Origin of the sequence: Candidatus Thiodiazotropha sp. CDECU1 (assembly GCF_963455295.1) — a bacterium.
Classification (GTDB): Bacteria; Pseudomonadota; Gammaproteobacteria; order Chromatiales; family Chromatiaceae; genus Thiodiazotropha.
This window is the reverse complement of the sequence record NZ_OY734020.1, coordinates 116,839-137,955: the sequence shown is the minus strand read 5'-3', so window position 1 is coordinate 137,955 and position 21,117 is coordinate 116,839. Positions and strand designations below refer to the sequence as shown.

At 53.3% G+C, this 21,117-nt stretch carries 21 protein-coding genes; 4 read left to right on the top strand and 17 right to left on the bottom strand.

Translation table 11 applies throughout. The annotated features are described in order from the left end of the window. Positions 1-53: 53 nt before the first annotated feature. Positions 54-1,196 carry a response regulator gene (locus R2K28_RS00610; protein WP_316367503.1) on the bottom strand — a complete coding sequence of 381 codons (1,143 nt, stop codon included), beginning with the start codon at positions 1,194-1,196 and terminating at the stop codon, positions 54-56. 273 nt (positions 1,197-1,469) lie between these two features. On the opposite strand from R2K28_RS00610, the gene metH reads away from it, so the two are divergent. Both metH and R2K28_RS00600 read left to right on the top strand, forming a co-directional pair. Next, positions 1,470-5,279 (top strand): methionine synthase, encoded by a 3,810-nt coding sequence (metH, locus tag R2K28_RS00605; RefSeq protein ID WP_316367502.1) that lies wholly within the window; start codon positions 1,470-1,472, stop codon positions 5,277-5,279. Between the two features lie 108 nt (positions 5,280-5,387). Further along, the gene (locus tag R2K28_RS00600; protein WP_316367501.1) at positions 5,388-6,845 is read left to right on the top strand and encodes a C13 family peptidase; all 1,458 of its coding nucleotides are present in this window, start codon (positions 5,388-5,390) and stop codon (positions 6,843-6,845) included. Positions 6,846-6,863: 18 nt separating this feature from the next. Here the strand turns inward: R2K28_RS00600 and R2K28_RS00595 are convergent, their stop codons facing one another. The 10 genes from R2K28_RS00595 to R2K28_RS00550 form a co-directional block, all read right to left on the bottom strand. Further along, on the bottom strand, positions 6,864-7,184 hold the full coding sequence (locus tag R2K28_RS00595; protein WP_316367500.1) for a hypothetical protein: 321 nt from the start codon (positions 7,182-7,184) through the stop codon (positions 6,864-6,866). 114 nt (positions 7,185-7,298) lie between these two features. Continuing rightward, positions 7,299-8,165, bottom strand: a complete 867-nt coding sequence (locus R2K28_RS00590; protein ID WP_316367499.1) for an LEA type 2 family protein — start codon at positions 8,163-8,165, stop codon at positions 7,299-7,301. 35 nt (positions 8,166-8,200) lie between these two features. Next, the gene (locus R2K28_RS00585; protein ID WP_316367498.1) at positions 8,201-8,941 is read right to left on the bottom strand and encodes a choice-of-anchor H family protein; all 741 of its coding nucleotides are present in this window, start codon (positions 8,939-8,941) and stop codon (positions 8,201-8,203) included. A gap of 14 nt (positions 8,942-8,955) precedes the next feature. Beyond that, positions 8,956-9,252: a hypothetical protein gene (locus tag R2K28_RS00580; protein ID WP_316367497.1), complete on the bottom strand. Its 297-nt coding sequence runs from the start codon at positions 9,250-9,252 to the stop codon at positions 8,956-8,958. A 311-nt stretch (positions 9,253-9,563) separates the two neighbouring features. Further along, positions 9,564-9,860, bottom strand: a complete 297-nt coding sequence (locus R2K28_RS00575; RefSeq protein ID WP_316367496.1) for a hypothetical protein — start codon at positions 9,858-9,860, stop codon at positions 9,564-9,566. A gap of 22 nt (positions 9,861-9,882) precedes the next feature. Next, positions 9,883-10,131 carry a hypothetical protein gene (locus R2K28_RS00570; RefSeq protein WP_316367495.1) on the bottom strand — a complete coding sequence of 83 codons (249 nt, stop codon included), beginning with the start codon at positions 10,129-10,131 and terminating at the stop codon, positions 9,883-9,885. A gap of 49 nt (positions 10,132-10,180) precedes the next feature. Next, positions 10,181-11,980, bottom strand: coding sequence for a Na/Pi cotransporter family protein (locus R2K28_RS00565; protein WP_316367494.1), 1,800 nt, complete (start codon positions 11,978-11,980; stop codon positions 10,181-10,183). Between the two features lies 1 nt (position 11,981). Further along, positions 11,982-12,470 carry a universal stress protein gene (locus R2K28_RS00560; RefSeq protein ID WP_316367493.1) on the bottom strand — a complete coding sequence of 163 codons (489 nt, stop codon included), beginning with the start codon at positions 12,468-12,470 and terminating at the stop codon, positions 11,982-11,984. A gap of 44 nt (positions 12,471-12,514) precedes the next feature. Further along, positions 12,515-13,777 carry a hemolysin family protein gene (locus R2K28_RS00555; RefSeq protein ID WP_316367492.1) on the bottom strand — a complete coding sequence of 421 codons (1,263 nt, stop codon included), beginning with the start codon at positions 13,775-13,777 and terminating at the stop codon, positions 12,515-12,517. Then, on the bottom strand, positions 13,774-15,228 hold the full coding sequence (locus R2K28_RS00550; RefSeq protein ID WP_316367491.1) for a hemolysin family protein: 1,455 nt from the start codon (positions 15,226-15,228) through the stop codon (positions 13,774-13,776). Before R2K28_RS00550 ends, R2K28_RS00555 begins: the two co-directional genes overlap by 4 nt. A 570-nt stretch (positions 15,229-15,798) precedes the next feature. Between R2K28_RS00550 and R2K28_RS00545 the strand changes: the two genes are divergently transcribed. After that, positions 15,799-16,053, top strand: coding sequence for a hypothetical protein (locus R2K28_RS00545; protein ID WP_316367490.1), 255 nt, complete (start codon positions 15,799-15,801; stop codon positions 16,051-16,053). Positions 16,054-16,058: 5 nt separating this feature from the next. Here R2K28_RS00545 and R2K28_RS00540 read toward each other — a convergent pair whose 3' ends face one another. The 4 genes from R2K28_RS00540 to R2K28_RS00525 all read right to left on the bottom strand — a co-directional run bounded on the left by R2K28_RS00540 (position 16,059) and on the right by R2K28_RS00525 (position 19,438). After that, the gene (locus tag R2K28_RS00540; RefSeq protein ID WP_316367489.1) at positions 16,059-17,030 is read right to left on the bottom strand and encodes a helix-turn-helix transcriptional regulator; all 972 of its coding nucleotides are present in this window, start codon (positions 17,028-17,030) and stop codon (positions 16,059-16,061) included. 22 nt (positions 17,031-17,052) lie between these two features. Next, positions 17,053-17,415 carry a ribosome silencing factor gene (rsfS, locus tag R2K28_RS00535; RefSeq protein ID WP_316367488.1) on the bottom strand — a complete coding sequence of 121 codons (363 nt, stop codon included), beginning with the start codon at positions 17,413-17,415 and terminating at the stop codon, positions 17,053-17,055. Between the two features lie 91 nt (positions 17,416-17,506). Continuing rightward, positions 17,507-18,160 (bottom strand): nicotinate-nucleotide adenylyltransferase, encoded by a 654-nt coding sequence (gene nadD / locus R2K28_RS00530; protein ID WP_316367487.1) that lies wholly within the window; start codon positions 18,158-18,160, stop codon positions 17,507-17,509. Between the two features lie 6 nt (positions 18,161-18,166). Further along, positions 18,167-19,438 (bottom strand): glutamate-5-semialdehyde dehydrogenase, encoded by a 1,272-nt coding sequence (locus R2K28_RS00525; RefSeq protein ID WP_316367486.1) that lies wholly within the window; start codon positions 19,436-19,438, stop codon positions 18,167-18,169. Between the two features lie 400 nt (positions 19,439-19,838). On the opposite strand from R2K28_RS00525, the gene R2K28_RS00520 reads away from it, so the two are divergent. Further along, positions 19,839-20,354 (top strand): retropepsin-like aspartic protease, encoded by a 516-nt coding sequence (locus R2K28_RS00520; protein ID WP_316367485.1) that lies wholly within the window; start codon positions 19,839-19,841, stop codon positions 20,352-20,354. 25 nt (positions 20,355-20,379) lie between these two features. On the opposite strand, the gene R2K28_RS00515 is transcribed toward R2K28_RS00520, so the two are convergent. Both R2K28_RS00515 and R2K28_RS00510 read right to left on the bottom strand, forming a co-directional pair. Continuing rightward, entirely contained in the window at positions 20,380-20,634 is a 255-nt protein-coding gene (locus R2K28_RS00515; RefSeq protein WP_316367484.1) for a hypothetical protein, read from the bottom strand. A gap of 156 nt (positions 20,635-20,790) precedes the next feature. Then, positions 20,791-21,045, bottom strand: a complete 255-nt coding sequence (locus tag R2K28_RS00510; RefSeq protein ID WP_116476188.1) for a hypothetical protein — start codon at positions 21,043-21,045, stop codon at positions 20,791-20,793. Between the last annotated feature and the right edge of the window lie 72 nt (positions 21,046-21,117).

Here is a 21,117-nt window from a genome sequence, read left to right as displayed (position 1 = left end):
AGCAGCTATTCTGGAAACAGGAGAAGGATTATTGCCTATGCACTGTCCGTCAGCTACAAGAGCATGAATGCTGCGGCACCGGCAACCGCCAACAGACCCAACGCCAGAACGATCATTAAAGGCATTTTCGACTTCTGTTGCTGACTCTCCATCGCCTGGTGGGCCAGGTGTTGATCGAGCAGGCTCTCCACCGTCTCGGTGGCCACGGAATTGGCAATCTCACCCGCCACTTGGCTGGCGGTCTCATGCACCTGGGCCTCAAGGGACCCCTCGGTAATGACCCGGATATGTTCGATCATGTCGTTTTTTTCCGGTACTTGATTCAGGATCCGTTGTTCCTGATCAGACAGGCGTTGCGAGATGTCATCGGACAACTCTTTCATCTGTCCATAGATACTCGACTCGATCAGATCCCCGACGGTACGTTGATTAAGCTGCCTGACAAACTCATCCAAGTCCTGGTTGACCTGCTTCACCACAGACTCTCGAAGTGCATCGGTATCAACACTCTCCGCTTCGACCTGCTGCAGACCCTGCTCCACCACTGAGATAATCATCGGTTCAAGCTTGTTATCCAGGTAGGCCTGGACTGCGCTCTCTACACGATCCGCAAGGCTCTCCGCGATGACCTTCTCGGCTGCCTCACGGCCGGACTCTCGGGCTGATTGAACAGCAACCTCTCTGGCTATACGTTTGATATCATCATCGCTGAGGCCGCTCTGCATCACCACCGTCTCTGACCCTGTCCCTGCTGCCTCAACCGCACTTTCGGCTGCCGTCCCATGATCGGACGAAGCTGCCTCCACACTCGCCGCGACGTCTTGCTGGTGCTGCTCGATAAGGTTGATGATTACACCCAGACTCTCATCCGTCGGGGGCTTGGCCAGGATGCCAAGGGCGCCGTGGTCGACCGCGGCCTGCACATATTCGTCCCCTTCATTGGCGGTACACATGACCACTGGGGTGTGGGAAAACCTCGGATCCTTTTTAATCTCGGTAATAGTCTCCAAGCCATCCATGCCGTCCATCAGAAAATCGACAAAGATCGCGTCCGGTGTCGACTCTTTGAGACGTTCCAAGGCCTCTTCGCCCGACTGCGCCATCTCGACACCATCGAAGCCGCTTTTTTTCAGCATTCTACTTAGTACAATGCGCGCAGATTTCGAATCGTCGACTAGAAATGCTTGTTTTGACACGTTAAAAATCCCTCAAGAGATTTGGTTTGTGTTTTTTTGTCCGGCTCCCGACCATGCATAAGCGATCATCTCTTGTGTCATCAGACCGCTTGGGTTAATCCCTTGATAACAAAGGATATATCTAAACAGATAAGTTTATGTCGGCACCTCAATCAAGACTAATTTGATCCTGCTTGATTACCAGTTTAGTCGCATCGCGCAAGAGATCTCTCGCCTGCCTCCCGACAGCGCCTTATAATTGGCGGCTGTTTCCGATAAAACCTGAGTATCTAGATGTCACCCGCAACCTCGAAAACTGCTGATCACCCTGTTGAAACACTGCTTAAACAGCGCATTCTCATCCTCGATGGCGCTATGGGCACCATGATCCAACGACACAAACTCGATGAGGGAGATTATCGCGGAGAACGCTTTGCAGATTGGCCTTGTGATTTACAAGGGAATAATGACCTGCTGGTGCTGACTCAACCAAGCATCATCCTTTCAATTCACGAGGCCTACCTGGAAGCGGGGGCGGACATTGTCGAAACCAACAGCTTCGGCGCCAATCGCATCTCCATGGCGGACTATGAGATGGAGTCCCTGGCCTTTGAGATGAGTGAATCCAGTGCCCGACTGGCACGGGAAGCGGCAGATAAATACACAAGCCCGGAAAAGCCCCGTTTTGTGGCCGGCGTCCTCGGCCCGACCAATCGCACTGCCTCCATCTCTCCGGACGTCAACGATGCCAGCCTGCGCAACGTCACCTTCGAGGCCCTGGTAGCGGCCTATATGGAATCTGCCCGGGGTCTTATTGCCGGCGGTTGCGACCTGCTGTTGATCGAGACGGTGTTCGACACCCTGAACGCAAAAGCGGCGGTTTTTGCCTGTGAACAGGTATTCGACACAGATGGGGTCCGGCTTCCGGTGATGATCTCCGGCACCATCACAGACCAATCCGGTCGTACCCTCTCGGGCCAGACCACCGAGGCCTTCTACAACAGCCTGCGCCATGCGAAACCGATCTCCGTCGGTCTAAACTGCGCCCTGGGCCCCGACCTGCTGCGTCAATATGTGGAGGAGATGTCGCGTATCGCCGATACCTATGTCTCTGCCCACCCCAATGCCGGCCTGCCCAACGAGTTTGGTGAGTACGACCTGGATGCACAGCAGATGGCTGAGTATCTTGCCGAGTGGGCGGATACTGGTTTCCTGAATATCGTCGGCGGCTGCTGTGGTACCACGCCACAACATATCCAGGCAATTGCAGAGGCGATGGAGGGTAGAGCGCCACGCCAATTACCGAGTATCGAAATACAGTGTCGTCTCTCGGGACTGGAACCGCTCAATATCGGCGCGGACTCTCTGTTTGTGAACATTGGCGAACGGGCCAATGTCACCGGTTCTGCAAAATTCAAACGCCTGATCCTCAGCGAGGCCTACGATGAGGCCCTGGATGTCTGTCGTGAACAGGTTGAGAATGGTGCGCAGATCGTGGATATCAACATGGATGAGGCGATGCTGGACGGCGTTGCCGCCATGCAGCGCTTTCTCAACCTCTGCGCCGGTGAGCCGGAGATCGCCAAAGTACCGGTGATGATCGACTCATCCAAGTGGTCGATTATCGAGACCGGTCTGCAGTGCGTACAGGGCAAGCCCATCGTCAACTCCATCTCCCTCAAGGAGGGCGAGGAGCCCTTTCTGCACCAGGCCCGGCTATGCCGGCAATATGGGGCGGCAGTCATTGTCATGGCCTTTGACGAAACAGGCCAGGCGGACACCCAGGCACGCAAGATCGAGATTTGTACGCGGGCCTACCGTCTGCTCACCGAAAGGGTCGGTTTCCCGGCAGAGGATATTATTTTCGACCCGAATATCTTCGCCATCGCCACCGGCATCGAGGAACACAACAATTATGGTGTCGACTTCATCGAGGCCACCCGGGAGATCAAGCTGAAGCTGCCCCATGCCCTGATATCGGGTGGCGTCTCGAATGTCTCTTTCTCGTTTCGCGGCAACAATCCGGTACGTGAAGCCATCCATGCGGTTTTTCTCTACCACGCCATCAAGGCGGGGATGGACATGGGTATAGTCAACGCGGGACAGTTGGCGGTGTACGACGATCTGCCGGAGGAACTTCGCACCACAGTGGAGGCGGTTGTTCTCAACACCGACCAACAGGCGGGTGAACGCCTGGTGGAGCTGGCCCCCAAATATCAAGGCGATGGGGCGGTGGTGGAGAGCAAGGAGGATGCGGAGTGGCGATCCTGGCCTGTGGAAAAACGTCTCGAACATGCCCTGGTGAAAGGCATCACTGAATTCATCGTGGGCGATACCGAGGAGGCAAGGCAACGGGCCAAGCAGACCCTGGAGGTGATCGAGGGCCCCTTGATGGATGGTATGAATGTGGTGGGCGACCTGTTTGGCGCAGGTAAGATGTTCCTCCCACAGGTGGTTAAATCGGCCCGAGTGATGAAAAAAGCGGTCGCCTATCTGGAGCCCTACCTGGAGGAGGAGAAGGCCGAGTGCGGCGTGCAGAGCCAAGGCAAGATTTTGATGGCCACCGTCAAGGGCGATGTCCACGACATTGGTAAGAACATTGTCGGCGTGGTCCTGCAGTGCAACAACTACGAGGTGATCGACATCGGTGTCATGGTGCCGGCGGATACCATTCTGCAGAAAGCCCGGGATGAGCAGGTCGACATCATCGGCCTCTCAGGCCTGATCACCCCGTCCCTGGATGAGATGGTCCACGTGGCGAAAGAGATGCAGCGTCTGGGCATGGCGCAACCACTCATGATCGGTGGCGCCACAACCTCCATTGCTCATACGGCGGTCAAGATCGACCCGGAATATGACAATCCCGTGATCTATGTGGCGGACGCCTCCCGTGCCGTCGGCGTGGCATCCAACCTGCTATCGGCTGAACATCGCGATAGCTATACCGCATCGCTGCAGGAGGAGTATGAGGCTGTTAGATTGAGGCGTGCCGGCATCAATCAGTCACGCAACCTGATCTCGATTGAGGAGGCCAGGTCCAACCCGACCCCGATCGATTGGACCCGGTACACACCTGCACGCCCCAAACTTTGCGACCCCGATTTTGCACCTCCGGAATTTGCCAACGTGGTGCGTCTGGATCAGGAGAGTGACAGCGGGAAGCCAGGTGCAAGTCTGCTGGTTATGAAGCAGATACCCCTATCCGAGCTGACCGCCTATATCGACTGGACCTTCTTCTTCCACGCCTGGCAGCTAAAAGGGCGTTACCCCCAGATACTGGATGACGAGCAGAAAGGTGAAGAGGCGCGAAAACTCCACACCGATGCCCTCGCCATGCTGCAAAAAATTATCGAAGAGGGCTGGTTGCAGGCGGCGGCGGTGGTCGGTCTCTTTCCTGCCAACAGCCGCGGCGACGATATCCTCGTATATCAGAATGAGGCTCGAGACCAAACCCTGACAACCCTGCATAACCTGCGCAAACAGGGCCGCCAGCCAAGCGTGAAAGATCAGCGCGGCAAGGGCAATGGGCACTACAATGAATCCCTGGCCGACTACATCGCACCAGAAGAGAGTGACACACTCGATTATATCGGCGCATTCGCCTGCACCGCCGGTATCGGTATCGAACAGAAGATCGACGAGTTTGAACAGGACCATGACGACTACCATGCCATCATGCTAAAGGCCCTGGCGGACCGGTTGGCCGAGGCCCTGACAGAGTGGTTGCACGAGAGGGTGAGAAAAGAGTACTGGGGTTATGCCCAAGAGGAGTCCCTGAACAACCAGGAATTGATAGCGGAAGGCTACACCGGCATCCGCCCGGCCATGGGCTATCCGGCCAGCCCGGATCATACGGAGAAGGAGCTGTTGTGGGAACTGCTCTCGGTCGAAGAGCATACCGGGATCTGGCTGACGGAGAGTAAAGCGATGGTACCCACCGCCTCGGTCAGCGGTCTCTATTTCAGCCATCCCGCTGCCCGCTATTTTGCGGTGGGCAAGCTGAACAGGGATCAGGTGAGTGACTATGCGCGACGCAAGGGACTGCCCCTTGCCGAAATAGAACGTTGGCTTGCGCCCAACCTGGCTTATGAGCCTGGGAAATAAGTAGACGGTCTACGGCTACTCGCTCAAGTCTCAGGATTCTCTGCCTTCGGCCGATGCCTGTTGCTAAGGCCTGTTAACAGGCCCTAGAGGTGAACGGAAGAGTAAACCATGGAAGATAAATTCATTGCAAAACAGCTCATCGCCCTGACAATCAACCTCAAATCCGGGTTGCGTCTCGTGACCGGGCAAAGAGTAGCAGGCAATAACTTCATCTATTCCATCGACCAGGGGCTCTGGCTCCTGGCCCTGCTGGTGTGTCTCGAAATCACAGTCGCCTACCTGACAGTGGATAAGCCGGCGGTATTCTCCACATATGGCCTCAACCACCTGGGTGCCGCCTATCTGTTTGATCTATTGATACTGGTGAGCATCGCCAGACTGGCTCGAGCCGAAACCACGGACACGGGGAGATTGCTGCTTGCATACCTGGCATCAATGCCTCTCATCACAATTGCAATCCATCTCCTCGCCCTGCCTGAACAACTCTATTACTCCCACCCACAGGGTGGCGGCGCGCTGCTATTGTTGCTGTTCCTCTGGCACCTCTACATCATGATCCGCCTGTTACGCATCATACTCCTGGTAGAATTTGGCAAGGCATTCTCCCTGGCGGGCCTGAGCCTGGTGCTCTACCTTTCGAGTATCTGGTTTCTTCCCTACACCCAGCTCTGGTACAGCGATAAACCTACCCAGAGTGATAGCACCTATTCCAAGCTGAACGATCTCAGTGTGGAGGATCTTTTCTACAATCAATACCCGTTGGTGGATCAAGCACTGAACGGGTTGATACCCCAGCGGCCCGGCATACCTGACCTCTACTTGGTCGCAGTGGGAGGATATGGGCTGGAGAAGGTCTTTCTCAATGAGGTCGAGTATGTGCGAGAGCTCTTCGATCGACGCTTCGACACCTCCGGGCGTTCGATGGTGCTGGTAAACAATGTGGAGACTCTGGCCCGCTATCCCCTGGTAAACCGCCACAACCTGGCGGATAGTCTGGACGTGATAGGCCAGATCATCGATCCCGACGAGGATGTACTGTTTCTGTTCATGACTTCCCACGGCAGCAAGGAGCATAAATTCTCCGTGAGCTTCGGTCCTGTGCCGCTTGATGACATGACGCCCATGCAGGTACGTCGAGCACTGGACGATGCGGGTATTCGCTGGCGTGTGATTGTCGTATCCAGCTGCTACTCGGGGGGATTCATCGAACCCTTACGCACACCTCAGACCCTGATCATCACTGCCGCAGCCAACGACCGGAAGTCCTTCGGATGCGGTGCTGAGAGTGAGTTCACCGATTTTGGCACTGCCTATTTCAAACACGCCCTGGATAAACAGTCCAATTTCATCGAGGCGTTCGATATCGCCGCAGAATGGATTGAGGATAAAGAGCGCCGGGAGCAACGCAAACACTCCATGCCGCAACGCTTTGTCGGCGCTGAGATCCGTTCCAAGCTTGCCCAGCTTGGTGGGGTGGCACACTCCGAATCAAACATCACCCAATATACCGATCCCTCGGCGAACTGTGATTCCTGGTCCGACCCGGCATTATGCAGGGGTGACTGACACTAAGCATGTGCTCGATCAAGCCACCTCAGCTACGGAAGCACCACTGGCTTCATGCACAATCTGTGGACCGAGTTCGGCGAATGAGAAGAGCTTGAAGGCGCGTTCACCGTTATAGTCGAGCACCCGCAGATCGTCGCTCTCGTGCAGGTCGTTGGCTACGACACTGAAATGCCCGCCGTAGCGCTCCTTGGCCAACTCATAGGGCACCTCGTAGGCAAGGAATTTTTCAATGCCCTTGCTCGCCAGCTTTTCCAATATCAGAGGATCCTCCATGGAGGCGTGGGATGTGAGAATCATCAACGGACCGCTTCCGGTCATCAGCATAAAGGTTTTCATGACTACCTCCTTCCCGCAGGAATTTGGATTGAAGGTCTACGTCTGTTCCTGTCTTAATTTTAGCTCGCCTAGGGCCTGTTAACACTGATTCTCAGGCTGCCCCCTGGCAGGATACTATTGCAAATTGATATTGCCTTGTTTATCCACAGGAATTTGAAAATGTTTCAATAACGCATTCTGGGTGGACGCATCCAGCGTGCCATTCAAGTCATAGCTGATGCCGGTGCGGCCCAGCAGGGCTGAATAGAGACCGATACCCGCCTGCAGCAGATCGATGGAGAGAGGAACGCTCAGCACCGCGCTGCCACCCTGCATGATATCCACCGGTTTTTCGATCAGACCCTCGGCGATTGCCAACCCGTTCAACTTGAGGTGGTAATTCAACTGCTCCAGCAATAGAGAGAAATTGTTGGGATTGTCCACCTGCAACTGCAACAACAGATCGGCCTTCTCCAGGGAGAGCTGCTTGATCGCCAACGACTTGATCCTGAGCTGCGGTATTTTCGGCACCGGAAAATCGCCTTCGACATTGATGGGTAGGCGCAGCGAGCCAATCACCGGCATTTGAAAACCCAGTCCCAGATCGAGTCGATAGCTTGCCTGATGGGCGCGTTTCAACTCCTGATAGGTGCTCAACAGCTGGCTGAATCCGAGTCGCAGAGGGACCTGGACCTTGCTGTCGCTTTTGGCGGCCAGGCTCAACCCCTGGGATTGTTGCCCCTTGAGAAATGAACGGTCAAAAAGCTGCAGATCGTAATCGAAACCGGTCAAATCGATGGCGAAGGGATTGGGATTATCTATATTCACATCGAATACCAGATCGAGTCCCTCCAAATCGAGACCGCTCAGCCTGACACCCTCAACCTGCGCCGTAGGTTTGCGCCCCTCCATAACCCGATCCACCTGCTCCAGGGAGGAACACCCCTGCAACAGCAAGATTGGGAGAGAGAGCATCAGAAACAGTAGATATCTGTGAGTCATCGGCAACCCCTAAAATGTATTTTTATGATTACCCACTATACTCGGGTGCTGAAACAGCGTTCATAAAACATCTTCGCATAACGTCTAGCCACAGCCAACAATCCCAGCATCAGCATGAACATACCAGTGGCGCCACCGCCACCATAGTCATCCCGGTAATAGTCCTCCAATGGCAACACTGCCAGATCACCATCCTCATAGGGTCCGTAATTGACCTCGAGAAGATCATAATCCGCATCATAGAGCTCGATCAGGACATCGTAGTAACCGCTTGGATAGCCATCCAGCAACCGGGTTACCACCTCATACTCATCATCACTGACATATCCCGAAACGGGAAACACATCGGTAGTGAAATAGTGGTTCCACGGTCCTCCCTCCAAACTGAGGTAGAGCCGGGCATAGACCCATACCTCTTCCCCCGATGTATCCGCATCGAAAACCACCTTCAAACGATGATAATAACCATCATCGTCATCATCCCTGCTGATCACGGAATGGGCATCAAAGATACTCAGGTGATCTCCCGCAGGATGGGCCGCGGAGCTGCGCTGAGCGGTCGCCTCTATCCGACTGCCCGAGACGACCAACTCCTGAAGTTCATCCACATCGGCCTGATCAAGCTCCATCTCGCCTTTCTCGGCGCCGGTGCTGACTACTCCCTCCACGGATTGCGAGAGTCTGACACCACCCTCAGTTGCAAATGCCTGCCCCCCGATCACAAGCATCAGCAATGCAAGTAAAGGATACCACCTGGTTTTGTCGTAACTACCCATAGCTGCTCTCCAACTCAATCCCGACGGTCCCGACGATGGCGGTGTTTATCCCGGTGACCATCGCGCCTGCGATCACCCCGGTAGGCACGGCCGCGACTCTCACTATGCCGGTACTCCCGGTGACGATAGTGGCGATCACCATGGCGATGGGAATGACCGTGGCCATGATAGTGGTTCCAGGAGAGACCAAGGAACAACCCGCCCAGCAATCCATAGGGGTAGTCATAGTAATCATGGGCTTGGGCCGGCGCAGCTGTGACCAGCGAGGCTGAGAGTGCGCTTGCCAAAAGAAGTGCTTTAGCTTTCATCATAGTTCTCCAAAGTGTATGAACTTATGAGTAAGCATATGGCGCCAAGCCTGAATGAAAGCTGAATGAAGCAGAAACCATTCAAAGGATTAAGTTTTGAGTTTTGAGCAAAGCGAACTCATCCACTAAAAACTAAAAACAAAGGAACCTCTGATTAACTCTCTTTTCGTCATCCCGGCGCATGCCGGGATCCAGGAAAATCAAGCACATAGATTCCGGCATGCGCCGGAATGACGGATTAATCAGACCTTCCCTAAAAACTCTTCAGATAGTTACTGATAGGGTGGATTAATAGTGTGGGTATATAAAAGGAGTTATGAGACCGGGGGTTTCTTTAACAGTCCGTTCTGATGCAACACTCGAGCAATCTTTTTGCTCTTCTCAGCCAGACGGCAGAGATCACTGAAGTTGGGAATGGCGCCATTGGCCAGCTTACCCTCCCACTCATCCAGTTCGGTTTCCAGATAGATCAGTACTTTGCCTGAACAGCCCTGGCAGGTATCACCACACAGCACCTCTTCAGGAAGATCGAAAGGGATATCCCTGCGCACACGATCGATCAGCTGGCGCATCGCCGTTCGGGTGTCCGGTTTACGATCTGTTTTACTCACTGATTGTATAATGTCACAGGCCCTAGGTTTTACTGAAATGTGCTAGACGCTTTTTCCCTTTTAACAGTTTCGCCTCTACGAACTTCAGCTCCACTTTCATGCGCTTTTGCTTGCAAGCACTCTGCTCTTTTTTTAACCGATGGCGTAGATGATCCTTCCTCTTCTCGAGTCGTTTTATAAGTTGCTTTAGCTGATCGCGATCATTACCGGTACCTTTTTTCCCTTTCTTGAGATAGTGATGCAGCTGCCGAATTATTTTTTCAATCTTCATACTTCGTTCTTCGACACCTGGAGGAGTGGCGGATATTCCTTGTGAAAGCTTACTCCTCGACGACCTCTTCCGGCGGCACAACAGATTTCGCCATTCGTTTGGCAAAGTAATAGATCCGCTTTTGTTTCTCAATAATATCCACTTCAGTAGTGTAGGCGGCGATACGATTGGGTTCTTCTGCAACCAGTCTCGAGGCTTGATGCAGAGCAGCGGATTCCGCCATCTTATTGATCTCGTTTTTCATATCAATAACACTTTGCGCCACCTTGGCATTAACCTGGGAAACCGACTGAACAGCACCATCCACCGCCTTTTTCACCACCTTATGGAAACCTGTAAGCACATCCTTGGTGGGTTCACTGATGGAAAAACCGTGATTGATGCGTTCGTGGCCTAGTGCGACCATATTGGTTTCGATGGTGTCACCAATATTTTCCAGGTCACCCACCGCCTCCATCAAGGAGAGGAAATCCTCGGTCTGTTGATCCGTCATCGATTGTTTGCTGATCTTGCCAAGATAGTCGACGATCTGCTCATACAGGATATCCACTTCATCATCGAGCAGTGCCACGTCATCCAGGGATTTGTGATCACCACTGAGAATGGCCGGCATGATCTTATCCAACATCTCCATCACCCGCTCGCCCATGTGCAACACCTCCAGTCGCACCCGATCCAGTGCCAGGGACGGAGTGGATAGAAGTTCGTCATCCAGATATTTTGCACTCACCGCCAAGCCCTCTTCCTCCAGCAGGCGATCGGGAATCATCCACTCCACCAAGCGGGCCAACTGAGCGGTAAACCAAATAAAGATTAAGGTGTTGGCAATATTGAAAATGGTATGGGCATTGGCGATCTGACGCGGCGTTTCAGCGCCAAGACGATCAATACCCGAGAGTTCCGGATGGCTGGGCGAAATCATGGCCACCACCTCGGCCAGTTGGGGAATGAACATGATCCACAATACCACCCCTGACACATTGAATATGACATGCACCACCGCCGCTCTTACCGCCTCCCTCGGTTTGCCGATCGATGCCAGCATGGCCGTGACACAGGTACCGATATTGGCGCCGAACGCCAACGCAATCCCGGCTGGCAGGGTGATGAATCCCTGGCTTGCCATCACAATCACGATAGCGGTGGTCGCCGATGAGGATTGAATCAAACCTGTGAATCCGGCAGCCACCAGTATGCCTACCAGCGGGCTCTCCATACTGATCATCAAATCGAGAAACGGCTGGTATGTGCGCAGCGGCTTCATGCCATCACTCATGATGCTCATGCCGAAGAAGACCAGGCCCAATCCCATCAACATGGCACCGTAGTGTTTGAAGCGTTCCTGCTTGGATGCAAACAACATGGTAAAGCCGACACCGATCATCAACAGTGCCGCTTTGGTCACTTTGAAGGCAACGATCTGGGCAGTGATGGTGGTGCCGATATTCGCCCCCATGATGACGCCGATCGATTGCGACAGTGACATCAACCCGGCGGTGATAAAACCGACCACCAATACAGTGGTGACCGAGGAGGATTGAATAACCGCTGTAACGAAGGCCCCTGTGACCGCTCCCATAAAACGATTGGTGGTCAATTTGGCGAGGATACCCTTCATACGTGCGCCTGCCACCGCCTTCAAGGCATCCGCCATCTGTTCCATACCGAACAGAAACAGGGCGAGTCCGCCAAACAACTTCATCCCCATCACACCCCATTCGATGCCCACATCGGCAGCGCCATCCGCGAACACGGGCAGGGCGAAAAACAGGCCTGACAGGCCGATGAGAATGAAGGTTGGAAGGCTGAGGTTGGTTGGTGTTTTTTGCACGGGATTAAAGAGATTCATGTCATGATGCCTCTGCTTGTGGTGGCGCTACCTTCACCACCATTACCGGTAGAGGGCAAAGCTGAACCACGCGCTCGGCCACGGATCCCAACATCAGATGCTTTAGTCCCCTCTCCCCTTTGCTCCCCATCACCACAAATGAAGCATCGATTCTTTTCGCGACCTGTAGAATCCGCGTCACGGGCAAGCCGATAACAAGCATCCGCTCAGCCTTTTTCAGGCGCATTTTGGTGGGTTTTTTTTTGCGGAATTCCTGGATGAACTCCTCCAACATGATGCGTGCGGCATCCTGCATTCTGGAGAGTTTTTTCTTTTTAATCATGTCCGAATAGTATCCAGGCATATCCCCTGGATCATGCACCACATGCACTACCACCACCCTTACCTTGAGACATTCCGCCAGTTCAAATGCCTTCAGTAGTGCCGCCTCAGATGCTGCAGAAAAGTCGACAGGTACCAGGATCGGTTGTTTGCCAGTTTTGTCGGGCATGACCACTCTCCTCTACCATTTCATCATTCAAAGTATCGATTACCTCAGGTCTGTCGTTCTATTCTCACTTTCAGCACGGAACGCTCATCTGACTCGATCACGGTCAGGCGGTGACCCTGTTCCTCGATTGCATCGCCCTCTGACGGTATGTGACGCAGACGACTGACGATCAGGCCTCCCACTGTCAAGGCCTCCTCCACCGGAAATTCCACATGCAGGATATCATTGATCTCAGAAATCGGCATTCTGCCGCTCACCAGATGGCTTTTTTCACTCTCATGTTCTATGTAGATCCGACGTTTCGGGTGGTATTCGTCAAAGTCATAACCCACGTCGATTTCACCCACCACCTCTTCAAAGACATCCTCCATGGTGAGAATACCGATTGCGGAACCGAACTCATCCACCACTACCGCCATATGATCCTTTCTTGCCTGCAGCATCGGCAGCGCACGATCGATGGTCTGCCTCGGCGACAGATAGAGAACCGGGCTGATGTAGTCAACTATCGGCTTATCCTCCAGGTCGGGGGACATCAGGGCCCAGGTATCAAGGGTCAGGATACCTTTGACATTGGTGATATTGCCTCGATAGACAGGCAGGCGATTGTAGCCATGTTTCATGACCAGTCGCACCGCCTCCTTCATGTTACGCACCTCGTTGAATCCCACCACATCCGGTAGTGGGATCATCGCTTCGCCCACTGTAGTGTCGGCAAAACGAATGATTCTTCGGATCCGCTTGCGATCGATGGTTTGCGGATCTGAGGTCGAATCGGATACATCCAGCAACACCCGCAACTCCTCACGGGTGATAAACATGTTCTGCGGCACCGTGCCACCACCGACTATCCGGGTCGCCAACCTGGCCACGCGACTGAAGATAAAGATGACCGGGTAGAAGACATAGGAGAAGAAACGCAGAATATAGATCAAGCGGCTGACCAGGCTGTCCGCTTCCTGTTGGAATACACTCTTTGGCACGACTTCGCCAAGTATCAACAGCACCGGGGTCAATATGATCACCGAGATCAGATCACCGGTTTTACCAAACAGATCGATACAGACCAGGGCACCCAGGGTTGAGATTGTGACAGTGGCTATATTGGTGCCGACCAGTGTCGTACCAAGGATTACATCCGGTGTCTTGAACAGCTTAAGGACCAAATTAGCACCACGATTGCCAAGTTTCCCCTGATGCCGCAATTTAAGCTTGTCAGAGTTCACCATCGCGATCTCTGATCCGGAGAAAAAACCCTTCAGCAACAGAAACAGAAGGATCATTACCAGTTCAACGCCCCAACTCATTTCTCAACCTCCTCTGATTGGGTCTTGGCCATCTTCTGTTGTTCACTCAAGGATTGCTCTTCAACCCCCTCCGCTGGCTTGTCCAGGTTATCTATTTCAACTGCTATCTCTTCTTCCTCGACCTGAGGGGGTTCCTCATCACTGGCCACTATTTTTCGCACCTGAACCTTACTGATGCGCAGGCCTTTCACCTCCTTGACGATAAACTCATAACCTTCGTTGCGCAGGTTATCTCCCTCCTGGGGAAGACGATCAAAGAGGCGGAATACCACACCACCGATGGTTGCCATCACCGGATCTTCGATATCGAAATTGGTGAGGTTGTAAAAATCTGTGAGGCGCATATCGCCGGGAACGATATAGCTGTTGGCATCCTCCTCCTGGTAATACTCCAAACCGGCCATCTTTCCTGTGATCTCGCCAAAGATAAAGGTCAAGACATCCTTCATGGTGACCACACCCAGCACCTCTCCGTATTCACCGAGGACGATGGCGATCCGGGTGTTGTGGGCCTGGAAGTAGTCGAACATCTCATCCACCTTCTTGGTCGGCGGAACGAAATGAGCTGGTTTGATGATCATCTCCAGTGTCACCTGCTCAAGATCACCGCCCCCTCTGACGAGTCGCAGGATATCCTCCGAGTGGATAAATCCGATGACATTGTCCCAATGCCCCTGATAGACCGGGATTCTCGGATGCTGGTAGCTGCGAAATGCCTCAATCAGCTCTTGCACAGGGAGATCCGCATCCAGAAACTGGATACGCGGACCCGGGGTCATGATGCGGGAGATATCGGTCTCCGACGCCTCCAGCACATTATCGATCAACACCCGCTCTGTGGCCTCGATCACACCGCTCTCTTCACCAGCTTCCAGCAGGGTACGCAGTTCATCCGCATGCAGAATATTTTCCCGACTGATCGCCTCGCCCACGATCATGGTGGTGATGCGGTCGGATACCGATCTGACCGCCTCTCTCAAGGGGGTGATAAAGACAATCCATCGCGGCAGGATCCTGGCTGTGAGACGGGTTGCGAACTTGACTGGAAAACTGACCGCAATGGTCTTCGGCGTCACCTCTCCGATCAACAACAGCAGTGGCACCATGATAAGGATGTTGAACCAGGTGACATTGGCATCACCGAAGAGCAACAGCAGGATCGCCGCCATATTTGCGGCTGCGGCGATATTAACCAGCTCATTACCGCACAGTATCGAGATAATCAGGCGTCTCGGCTCATCCAACATGGCGTGGATGCTCTCCGAATGCTTGTCACGACTGTGGCGCAATTTCTGCAAATCGATCCGGCTGAGGGAGAAGAGGGCGGTCTCCGAACCTGAAAAGACTGCTGACAGGGAGAGCAGGAACACTTGTAACAGGGCACGCAACAGCAGCTCCCAGTTTACATCCGCGAGTCCAAGGGAATCGAAAAGTGTTCTCAACTCTTCCATTTAAAAAAATCCGAATCGGTTTCTTGTTGCCACAAAGGGCAGGCAGATTACTCTGAGCGAGGCTTTTTGCTCAGACCACCTGGATTAAAAACCCCTACACCATAGGCTAAAAAAGGGCATGCAGTCATGGGAATTCACATCCTGCATAACCTGCAAGGCATGAATCGACAAAAAATCCGATTATTTTAACTATCAAGATAGAAGGAGCCCTGCCTCAACAAAACAATGTGCATGGCAGTAACTTGCTAATTCTACCTGAAATCGCCCACCCTGGCGAAATGTCGAGACACCCAAGGACTCGCCTGCCATATCAGACAACTCAGAGCAAAACTTCGCTACAGATAAAGATACGCAACAGATGTAATTATTACACAAATATGACAAGTAGATGTCTGATATCGACCATCAAGCCTAATTGCGAGGATAATCGATTGATCATAAATATTTACCAAGTACTGCTTGAAGATCCTAAGATCACCGCTATCCTCAATTTGGGCGCTCAAAAAATAAAGACACAAGATCGTGTGAAGCAGAGTGCGGTCATCAATGGGTATTTAAAAGGTAGCTAGCATGCCCCAGTCAAACAAAATCGTTGATAAACTCAAAAACCTACTCGATTCGGGCTCGAAAAAGGATAAGCCCAAATGTGATCGCATAGCCGAACTCCTGAAAAAGCTTAAAAAGCAGGAGCGGGCGGCCAAAGAGAAGTTGGCGAATGAAAAGGACCGTACCAAACGCAAACGACTTATCACAGAGATCAAGATTCTGCATACCCAACGCAAGAAGGCTATACGCCGCTACAAGGAGCTGAAAAAGAAGTGTTAGCCCAACTACGGGTTATAGATATCCAGCGCCGATCGCAGCCGCTGTTGGACCTGACTGCGTAACTCAGGGGGTGAAACGACCTCCACATCCGGCCCATATTTCAACAGATCCATCAACAGTTCCGATGGATCGGAATAGGGTAGTGTCAACTCGTAACGTCCATCACCCAACCAGCGACTCTGTTGTCTTGGATGCCACTCTTCCGTGGCCACCCACCTGGCCGCATTGGCACTGAATCGTACCACCGCCAGCTCCTTGGCTTGTCCTGAGAATATACCGTAGGCATCTGTAAAGTGGCGCTCCAGCACCGCTTCCTCCACATTCTGCGCCACTTGATCCAGTTGCCATGCCTGCCGAATCGCATCCAGGGCAAAGGTGCGTAAACCTTCACGTAAATGGCACCAGGCATCCAGATACCAGTTATCACGATAGTGGGTAAGGCGCTGCGGTGAAACCTCACGTTCGCTGAGCATGTCACGCGCGCGATTGTAGTAGACGAGATGGAGGCGGCGTCTGGCAGCCAGGCAGCCTGCCAGGAGGGTAAAGAAGGGGCTGGTGGGACGAGCGGTGGCCCGGATCAGGCGAATCCTGTTGGAGAGGGATTCACCGGTATCACCCTGCTGCCGCGCCAGCAGGTCATCGATCTTGCGACGCAAGGGTTGCAGATGGCTCTCCAGAAGACCGGGCTGCACCCGTTCCAACAACTGTTGCACAGCGAGCAGGGCATGCAGCTCAGAAGCATTGAACCAGAGCCCCGGTAGCTCATACATCTCCCCTTCCCGGGGATCGTAACGATAACCGTTGAGTTTTCGATCATAGACGATCGGCGCGTTCAGATAGAGACGCATCTCCTCAATGAGGCGCTTCACGGTCGCGCGGGAGCACTCCAGCTCTCGTTCTAACTGCTGCCTTGAAACCGGATAACGGGCTGCCTGCAGGATACGGTTGAGTTCAAATATCCGGTCAAACCGATCCATGCAGGGGGCTAGGGCCTAGACCCTAGATAGATTTGAGTTTCTGCGAGGCATTATCATCAGGCTCATCCAGAGACCAGAGTCGTTCCAGATGGTAGAAGTCCCGCACCTTTGGCTGCATTACGTGCACCACGACGCCATTGAGGTCCACCAGGGCCCACTCACCATCATCCAGACCCTCGGTACCGAGAGGGGCTTCACCTGCCTGTTTTGCTTTGAAGGCCACGGTCTGGGCAATTGATTTCACATGTCTGTCAGAGGTACCGCTGGCGACAATCATGATATCTGTTATGCTGGTCTTTTCACGTACATCCAGTACCACCACATCCTTCGCTTTCATATCGTCCAGTGCCTGCAGAACGACGTCTCTGAGTTCTTCTATTCGCATTGAGTCCTGTATCTGTTGCCTAATTAAGTGACCGGATCGCCGGTGAGCAGCGATTTTACCCAATCTCATGGACAAGCATAACCTATTGTCGCTATTTTGTATGATCCACCCGATATAGATGATTGTTTTCAATGAGTTGCAAAACCGCTTCAGGCAGCAGGTAGCGTGGCGTCTGCCCCTGGACTAGCAAACTGCGGATGTGACTGGCGGAAATATCGAGCTGGGTTACCGCTTGCTGCAGTATCAGGCCGCAATCCTCTGTCCTGAGTTGCGCCGGCGTGTTGGCCTGAGACCTATGGAGCAGCCTTTTTACCCGGGAGTCCTTGGGGCCTTCCTCCCCTGGGCGCTGCATCACGATGATATGGGCGAGGCGCAGAATTTCATCCGGGCGATACCAATCGGCGAAACCGTTGAAGGCATCCATTCCCAACAACAGGCATAGCGACCTCTGAGGCTGCTCCTCGCGCAGGCTGGCCAGGGTCTCCACCGTGTAGGAGTCCCCGGTACGTCGTATCTCCCTCTCATCTACAACGAAGCCCTGTTGTTGACTGATTGCGAGACGCACCATTTCGAGTCTCAATTCAGCCGGGGTCTCAGGCTGATCCCGATGAACAGCGTTATGCAAGGGGATAAACCGGATCTCGTCCAGACCGACAGACTGCATCACATCCAGCGCTGTGCGCAGATGGCCAAAGTGTATCGGATCGAAGGTCCCGCCAAAGACACCGATCATGTCAGGGGCCATATAAGGCTAACGACGGATGTGGCCATCACCGAGCACGATGAACTTCACCGACGTCAGGCCCTCCAGCCCGACCGGCCCCCTGGCGTGGAACTTGTCTGTGGAAATACCGATTTCAGCACCCAACCCATATTCGAAACCATCCGCAAAACGGGTCGAGGCATTGACCATTACCGAGCTGGAGTCCACTTCGGTGAGAAAACGGCGGGCACGGGTGTAGTTCTCGGTCACGATGGCATCGGTATGTTGGGAACTGTGGCGGTTGATATGCGCTATGGCCGTTCCCAGGCCGTCGACCACCTTGATGGAGAGTATCGGCGCCAGATACTCAGTATCCCAATCAGCCCCGCTCGCCGGCTTGCAATCGGCGATAAGCTCACGGGTACGTTCACAACCCCGCAGTTCAACCCCCTTCTCTATCAGGGCTTCACCAAGCCTTGGCAGGGACTGTTCTGCAATCCCATCCGCCACCAGCAGGGTCTCCATGGTATTACAGGTGCCATAGCGTTGCGTCTTGGCATTCATGGCCACTGCAAATGCCTTTTCCAGATCGGCCTGATCGTCGATATAGACATGACAGATCCCATCCAGATGTTTGATTACCGGTACTCTGGCTTCCTGACTGATACGCTCGATCAGGCCTTTGCCGCCACGGGGAATTATGACATCGATCGATTCAGGCATGGTGATCATCCTGCCCACTGCGGAACGGTCGGTAGTGGCAACCACTTGTACCGCGGCCTCAGGGAGATCCGCCTTTTGCAGGCCAGTATGGATTGAACCCGCAATCGCCTGATTGGAGTAGTAGGCCTCACTGCCACCCCGCAAAACCGCGGCATTGCCCGATTTCAAACAGAGTGCCGCAGCGTCAGCTGTGACATTTGGACGCGATTCATAAATGATACCGACGACACCCAAGGGCACCCGCATCCGACCCACCTGGATCCCGCTTGGGAGATATTTCATATCGAAGATCTCGCCGATGGGATCGGGAAGAGCGGCAATCTGACGCAATCCCTCGGTCATGCTATCGATGCGCCCGGGGGTCAGCTCGAGGCGGTCCAGCAGGGCAGCATCCAGGCCCTTCTCCGCACCTGCCTCCAAATCCCTTACATTCTCTGCCATCAACTCATCTCTGGAGGCGTCCAGCTCATCGGCAATGGCTTCGAGAGCGTTGTTCTTTTGCGCGGTTGTGGCGCTGGCAAGCACCCTTGAGGCTTGACGCGCCTCCTGGCCAAGCACCTGCATGTAGCTGGCGACATCGGATATCTGTTTTGACATGTTCGTATGCTTATCTCGTTTAAACTGCAGCACCGGTCAGGGCAAGCAGACCAGTTAAACCGTTAACTTTAACAAATCTCGAACAAAATAACGCCCTGCCTGGCCCGGAAACACAGCCTGGATATCCAAGCCCCAAACGGCGGAAACCTCGGATCGATAAAACCACTATTGATGTATGGAGATGCAGGACCTGCCCTGCCCCCCTGCTAACGACACCATATCTCATTGATATATTGAGGTAATTTATTATATACGGCAGCCATGGCAGGGGTTGTCTGCAGTATGTTGACAACGGGTGTGGGAATTATTGTCACCCTCGGCTACCAAATTACTTAAGTTCGAGAGCACTTAACCGATCTTATGTAGTAAGACAGATAATCAATGAGCAAAGCCTACAGCCATGATCAAAGCACTACTAAGCGTTATGTGGATAGTCCTCTATAGCGGTCAGCTGTGGGCGGAGCAGTTCGTGTTTGATGTACCCATGTACTCCAAGGGAGCCAGCACCTACTACATAGCCGGAAAGATCGGCAACATGCCCGAGACAGAGTTCATGGTCGATACCGGCTCCAGCTACATGACGATCAACGAGGCCACCTTGAGTGAACTCCAGGCCAACGGCAGTCCACGCTATCTACGGGACCTGAAGGGCATATTGGCCAATGGAGACGTGTTGAGTGTGCCTGTCTACACGATTACCAATGTACGAATTGGCGAAGAGTGTCTACTGGATGAGGTGGACGTTGCGGTGTTTCCCGGCAAAACCCGCCAGATTCTGGGATTGAGTGCACTGTCGAAGACCGCACCCTTCATCTTTTCCACTCAACCACCCCAGCTGCAGTTGAGTCATTGCCATCTGGCCAGGGTGGAGACCGGCAACCAGACAAAGCTGGCTGCCGGCATTGCGACCCCCTGAGCGGGGTCACACATACCTAGCAAAGTTATTTACCTTCAGGTGCGCTGCTAGTGGCCTCGAATGCACTGAATTCGGCCGCATCAACCTGACCGTCCTGATTTGCATCAGCGGTTTCCCAGCCCTTATAGAGCATCTCGCTTGCGGTAGCCTCTTCAGAAGAGATGGCACCATCGGCATTGGCGTCGAGTTTGCTGAAAGCATCCTCGCCAGCAATTGCGGTAGTAAGAAAACCTGCTGCTGCCAGAGCTAGTGCAGACTTGAGGATAGTTTTTTTATTCATCGTAATCTCCTTAACGGAATGTAATGATTTTCGATCCAAAAAGCCCTTCATTCCAGGGGCCCTCCGGTAATTCATGAGACAACTCTGGGACTAGAAATTAAGTGAAGTCAATCACAGAATAACAACTTTAATTCCCAGCCGACATGCTGCCAAGGATTACTCCTTCTGTCCCTGTTTGTCGCTGTTGACTTCAAAGGCGCTGAACTCGGCAGCATCGATTCTGCCATCGTTGTTGGCATCGGCGGCCGACCAGCCGTTGTAAAGCGATTCATTCACAATCGACTCTTCAGCTGAAATGAAACCGTCGGCATTGCTATCCAACTTTATGAAGGCATCTTCCCCGGCTACGGCGCTACATACACCGCCCACCGCAAAAATTGCAATCACCTGTTTCATAGTGGTTTTTGTCATCACTTGCTCCTTGTTGATGAGAATAGGATTCCAAGCCCCTGATGGGCCCGGGTGTCAGATCAGACAACGCCG

Excerpts from the sequence above, each read along its gene's own strand:
- R2K28_RS00590 (WP_316367499.1), bottom strand. The coding sequence starts at position 8,165 with ATGACTCACAGATATCTACTGTTTCTGATGCTCTCTCTCCCAATCTTG.
- R2K28_RS00580 (WP_316367497.1), bottom strand. The coding sequence starts at position 9,252 with ATGATGAAAGCTAAAGCACTTCTTTTGGCAAGCGCACTCTCAGCCTCG.
- metH (WP_316367502.1), top strand. The coding sequence starts at position 1,470 with ATGTCACCCGCAACCTCGAAAACTGCTGATCACCCTGTTGAAACACTG.
- R2K28_RS00525 (WP_316367486.1), bottom strand. The coding sequence starts at position 19,438 with ATGTCAAAACAGATATCCGATGTCGCCAGCTACATGCAGGTGCTTGGC.
- R2K28_RS00570 (WP_316367495.1), bottom strand. The coding sequence starts at position 10,131 with ATGAAGATTGAAAAAATAATTCGGCAGCTGCATCACTATCTCAAGAAA.
- R2K28_RS00600 (WP_316367501.1), top strand. The coding sequence starts at position 5,388 with ATGGAAGATAAATTCATTGCAAAACAGCTCATCGCCCTGACAATCAAC.
- R2K28_RS00560 (WP_316367493.1), bottom strand. The coding sequence starts at position 12,470 with ATGCCCGACAAAACTGGCAAACAACCGATCCTGGTACCTGTCGACTTT.
- rsfS (WP_316367488.1), bottom strand. The coding sequence starts at position 17,415 with ATGCGAATAGAAGAACTCAGAGACGTCGTTCTGCAGGCACTGGACGAT.
- R2K28_RS00550 (WP_316367491.1), bottom strand. The coding sequence starts at position 15,228 with ATGGAAGAGTTGAGAACACTTTTCGATTCCCTTGGACTCGCGGATGTA.
- R2K28_RS00520 (WP_316367485.1), top strand. The coding sequence starts at position 19,839 with ATGATCAAAGCACTACTAAGCGTTATGTGGATAGTCCTCTATAGCGGT.
- R2K28_RS00595 (WP_316367500.1), bottom strand. The coding sequence starts at position 7,184 with ATGAAAACCTTTATGCTGATGACCGGAAGCGGTCCGTTGATGATTCTC.
- R2K28_RS00555 (WP_316367492.1), bottom strand. The coding sequence starts at position 13,777 with ATGAGTTGGGGCGTTGAACTGGTAATGATCCTTCTGTTTCTGTTGCTG.
- R2K28_RS00565 (WP_316367494.1), bottom strand. The coding sequence starts at position 11,980 with ATGAATCTCTTTAATCCCGTGCAAAAAACACCAACCAACCTCAGCCTT.
- nadD (WP_316367487.1), bottom strand. The coding sequence starts at position 18,160 with ATGGCCCCTGACATGATCGGTGTCTTTGGCGGGACCTTCGATCCGATA.
- R2K28_RS00585 (WP_316367498.1), bottom strand. The coding sequence starts at position 8,941 with ATGGGTAGTTACGACAAAACCAGGTGGTATCCTTTACTTGCATTGCTG.
- R2K28_RS00545 (WP_316367490.1), top strand. The coding sequence starts at position 15,799 with ATGCCCCAGTCAAACAAAATCGTTGATAAACTCAAAAACCTACTCGAT.
- R2K28_RS00540 (WP_316367489.1), bottom strand. The coding sequence starts at position 17,030 with ATGGATCGGTTTGACCGGATATTTGAACTCAACCGTATCCTGCAGGCA.
- R2K28_RS00515 (WP_316367484.1), bottom strand. The coding sequence starts at position 20,634 with ATGAATAAAAAAACTATCCTCAAGTCTGCACTAGCTCTGGCAGCAGCA.
- R2K28_RS00510 (WP_116476188.1), bottom strand. The coding sequence starts at position 21,045 with ATGACAAAAACCACTATGAAACAGGTGATTGCAATTTTTGCGGTGGGC.